Annotated in this window: 4 protein-coding genes; all 4 read right to left on the reverse strand. The window is 48.8% G+C overall.

The annotated features are described in order from the left end of the window. Positions 1-47: 47 nt before the first annotated feature. The gene (gene pseI, locus QCH34_RS07870) at positions 48-1,091 is read right to left on the reverse strand and encodes a pseudaminic acid synthase (protein WP_300332592.1); all 1,044 of its coding nucleotides are present in this window, start codon (positions 1,089-1,091) and stop codon (positions 48-50) included. 23 nt (positions 1,092-1,114) lie between these two features. After that, positions 1,115-3,292 carry a UDP-2,4-diacetamido-2,4,6-trideoxy-beta-L-altropyranose hydrolase gene (gene pseG / locus QCH34_RS07875; RefSeq protein ID WP_300332594.1) on the reverse strand — a complete coding sequence of 726 codons (2,178 nt, stop codon included), beginning with the start codon at positions 3,290-3,292 and terminating at the stop codon, positions 1,115-1,117. 13 nt (positions 3,293-3,305) lie between these two features. Next, the gene (pseF, locus tag QCH34_RS07880) at positions 3,306-3,995 is read right to left on the reverse strand and encodes a pseudaminic acid cytidylyltransferase (protein WP_300332596.1); all 690 of its coding nucleotides are present in this window, start codon (positions 3,993-3,995) and stop codon (positions 3,306-3,308) included. Further along, positions 3,992-4,161: DegT/DnrJ/EryC1/StrS family aminotransferase (locus QCH34_RS13330; protein WP_366898465.1), on the reverse strand; the 170-nt coding region annotated here is incomplete at its 5' end. The genes QCH34_RS13330 and pseF, both read right to left, overlap by 4 nt.

Raw genomic sequence — 4,161 nt, forward strand, 5'->3', positions numbered from 1 at the left:
AGCGAATATTTCCTAATCCATAATTAATTATTGCTATTTCCATACATTCACCAAAGATAATCCCATTGTAATGCCATCCCCTTCTTCACATCCCTATTAACTCGCTTCCCGAGTAATACCTCATAATACTTCGGCGCAAGCCCAAGCCCCGGCCGGACACACCGCAGGTTCTGCTTTGTAAACACATCCCCGGCCTTCATATGCTCAGCAACATACAGCGACCGTCGGAACATTAAGGATTTTTTCTCCGCCTCAGTTGGCCCATACACTACCCCGCCAAGTGATTGCCAGGCGCGCTCTGTCTCATCCACCAGCATGTTCAGCTCAGCTGGCTCTATTGAAAAGGCGCTGTCCACCCCGCCGTCAGCGCGGCTGAGCGTGAAGTGCTTCTCGATCACCGTTGCGCCATGGGCGACCGCCGCAACCACCGCACCGATACCAAGGGTGTGATCTGAGAGCCCAACCTCGCAGCCGAAAAGCTCGCGCATATGCGGGATAGTGAGAATATTGCTGTTCTCCGGCGTTGCGGGGTAGGTGCTCGTGCATTTGAGGAGGATTATGTCCCGGCACCCGGCATCACGGGCGGTACGAACCGCTTCATCGAGTTCCGCTATGGTTGCCATGCCGGTTGAGATGAATAGCGGCTTGCCGGTTGCCGCTACCTTTCGGATCAGCGGGAGGTGGTTATTCTCAAACGAGGCAATCTTGTATGCAGGCACATTGAGGGCCTCAAGGAAATCAACAGCCGTCTCGTCAAACGGTGTTGAGAAGCAGATGAGCCCAAGCTCCTCTGCCCTCTTCATGATCGGCTCATGCCACTCCCAGGGGGTGTATGCCTGCTTGTAGAGATCATAGAGGTTCTGCCCTTTCCAGAGGCTCTTCTCATCGCTAATGAAGAACTCTCCTTCACTCACGTTAAGAGTAATCGTATCAGCTGTATAGGTCTGGAGTTTGATCGCATGGGCGCCCGCCTTGGATGCTGCCTCGACGATAGCCAGGGCGCGATCGAGGGAGTGATTGTGGTTCCCGCTCATCTCGGCGATGATGAAGGGGGGGTTATTTGGACCAATTATATAATCACCTATGTTCATGACGGATCACCATAGTATATGAATCAATTATTGAGCGATAAATCACCCTGACTAATGATCTGAAGAATGTAACGTCTGCCGTTATATTCAAACCAAGCAGGATATTTCTCATTATCAACGGTTCTTAATAAATTAAAGTGGTTTTTTAAGGGACAGTTAGTGTCAATCTGACTGTCTTCAGGACGACGACGGAGATAATACGTTGCCTCTCCATCCTGGGGAATAGCGGAATGAATGACGTCTGGATACTCGTGTACAAAGTATCTGCATAAGTCATTGATTGCCTCACCTAGTGCATGTTGCATTTCACTGAGCAGTTCACTTCCAGAAAATGACAATATAACCTGCTTGTATAGTGATCCACTATCAACAGATTCTTCTGCTTCAAATAATGTAACCGGGATATCATTCTCACCCTCAATGATTTTCCATGTCATAGGTGACCAGCCTCTTCCTCTGGGTAAATCACTTGCATGAACCACCAGATTGTTGCTGTGACGTGACAAAAGAGTGGCATTGACAATTTTCCCATAGCTCAGGTAGAAACAGATGTCTCCTTCTGGTAGTTCAGAGGCATCATGAGCCCATCTCACCTCATGCCCTTCATAGATCCATTTAATTATGAGATCTGGAATGAAAGCATTCATCCAGCTTCCGGAATCAGAGCAGACGCTGATACTCCCCCCCCCCCCATCAGGCTTGTCTTTAAACCCAAGCCCTTTAAAAATCCTTTGCGAACGAATATTCTCTGATTTCACTCTTCCAAAGACTAATAAAACGGATTTCTCGTCTCTGAATTTTTGTATTGCTGCATTCAACAGCGATTTTCCTATACCCCTACCCCGAAATTCGGGGGCAACAACATAATGTAATTCCCATCCCAGTTCTTCTTTCTCAAACCGAACCTGCCCAACAGGAATTCCAGACTCGGTCTCTAGAATATAGATAGAACAACCATCTATATCCCGAAGCCTGCTGTGGAACCACTGGCGATGGGTTTGGGAGGATATCGGATCGGGTGAGAATGAATTCTTTCGGGTATCAGAATCATTAGCCCAGGCAAGCAGTAATGCCTCATCAGCCAGAGTGGCATGACGGACATGTAATGGGGTTTCAGGCGTCATGGTCAGCATGGCCAGAACGCGATCGATCCCTCTCCCATCAATGGTCTGATGACACCTCTGTGACCAGGTTTCATCGATCCCTTTTTCGAATAAATCACTCAGACAGTCCCGAGTCAGCTCTTTGGTTACGCAATCTTTATTTCCGAGCCATTGTATTAACCCTCTATCCTGTAATCCTTCAGCGATTGGAACCTGATTCTCCGCAAGTGTCACAACAATCGCAGGAAGCCCAAGGCACAACCGCTCCCAACTGGTCGCCCCGGCAGCGCCGATCGCAAGATCTGCCTTTGCCATCAGGGGTGCTAACGTCGGAAGCGTACCGTGCAGGTGAATATTTTGATGCCCGTGAGCCAGCTCCTGTAGGGATGCGGTATGAGGGCTGTTGTTAGCGATCACCACATCAACCTCGATATCCGGCCGGTTCAGGCTGATATAAGCTTCAAGTGCTCGTCCGGTCAGGTTGTCTGAATCTGCGCCACCAAACGAGATAAGTATACGTTTGATTGGCCCTTCCCTTGGCGTAGTACATTCATGAATTTCGGCATATATCGGTTGTAGGAGTGCATAATCAGGGCCAAGGAGCCGGGTGCAGCCCTCTGGAAGAAGACCGTCATACCTATTCTCCATATCCGGAACAAGGTTCTGATCGAGCAGAAGATCACAATCATGATGCCGATCGGCAAGATCATCGATCCCCATGATCCGGTCAACCAAGGGGCGGAGTCTCTCCTCCCATCGCTGATCAATCCCATAATGATCGATAATCAGCCAATCCGGCTTTATCTGAATCGATTTGATTACAACTGCTGTTGCATCTGCGTCTTCCTGCCAGGTGGCACCCAGCCAGGCAGCATGGACGGGATCGTTTCCGGGAACAAAATTCTCACGGGGAGAAGGGAGACGATGAACCGCGAACCCCTGCTCTTCGATGTGATCGCAGAGATGCCCCCCATGCTCTCGGCAGATGAAGAGGATCTGTGCCCCCGACTCACGTAATGCTTGCGCAAGGGTTAGGCAGCGGATTACATGCCCGGTGCCTATTGTTAGGGAGGCGTCGGTGCGGAAGACGATTAGCATATTATTACAACCATTAATCCTGTTTTAATAATCGGAACATCATCTCAGCGCTTATCCAGTCTTCCGGCGTGTCAATATCCTGTACACGGTAACGTGGTAGAATAATAGGTATAGTATACCCCGAAAAAAGAGGTAGTTCTTGTATCCATGCTTCTGAACGTCCCCAATAAAACTGACCCGCATCATGGTACGCTTCTTCAAGATCCTGTGATCGTGTTGAGAAGTGTTCGGGTTGGAACATCTCAATCCAGCCATCTGATGTGATCTTTATGGCACGTTGTATCGGGAAAGGATAGCTCGTGACTGAGAAGGCATAATCACTTCCAGATTCCTTGAGGGCTTCAAGACCATGTCGAATATCATCCGAAGTCACAAAAGGAGCGGTTGCATAAATACAACAGACATGGTTAAATGATATACTCTTTTCAGCAAACCACTCAATAGCATGCCGAATCACTGGAATGGTGCCAACATAATCATCTGATAGCTCTTTAGGGCGCATAAATGGCACTTCAGCACCCCATTCACGAGCAACAGCCGCGATCTCTTCATCATCAGTTGAGACGATGATCCTATCAAAGCACCCACTTTCTCTTGTAGCTTGAATCGACCAGGCGATAATAGGCTTGCCACAGAACTCCTTGATATTCTTTCGAGGAATTCTTTTACTCCCCCCACGAGCAGGAATGACCGCAAGCCTCATCCTGTTACCGCCCTTCGCAATGTATCCACAACCAGATCCTGCTGCTCTTCAGTCATTGTCGGGTACATTGGAAGGCTGATCGCCTCCGCATAATATCGTTCAGCCTCTTGATAATCACCCTTAGTGAACCCCAGTCTTTCGTACCATGGTTGAGTATGTACCGGAA

This window comes from Methanocalculus sp., assembly GCF_029762515.1.
Taxonomy (GTDB): domain Archaea; phylum Halobacteriota; class Methanomicrobia; order Methanomicrobiales; family Methanocorpusculaceae; genus Methanocalculus.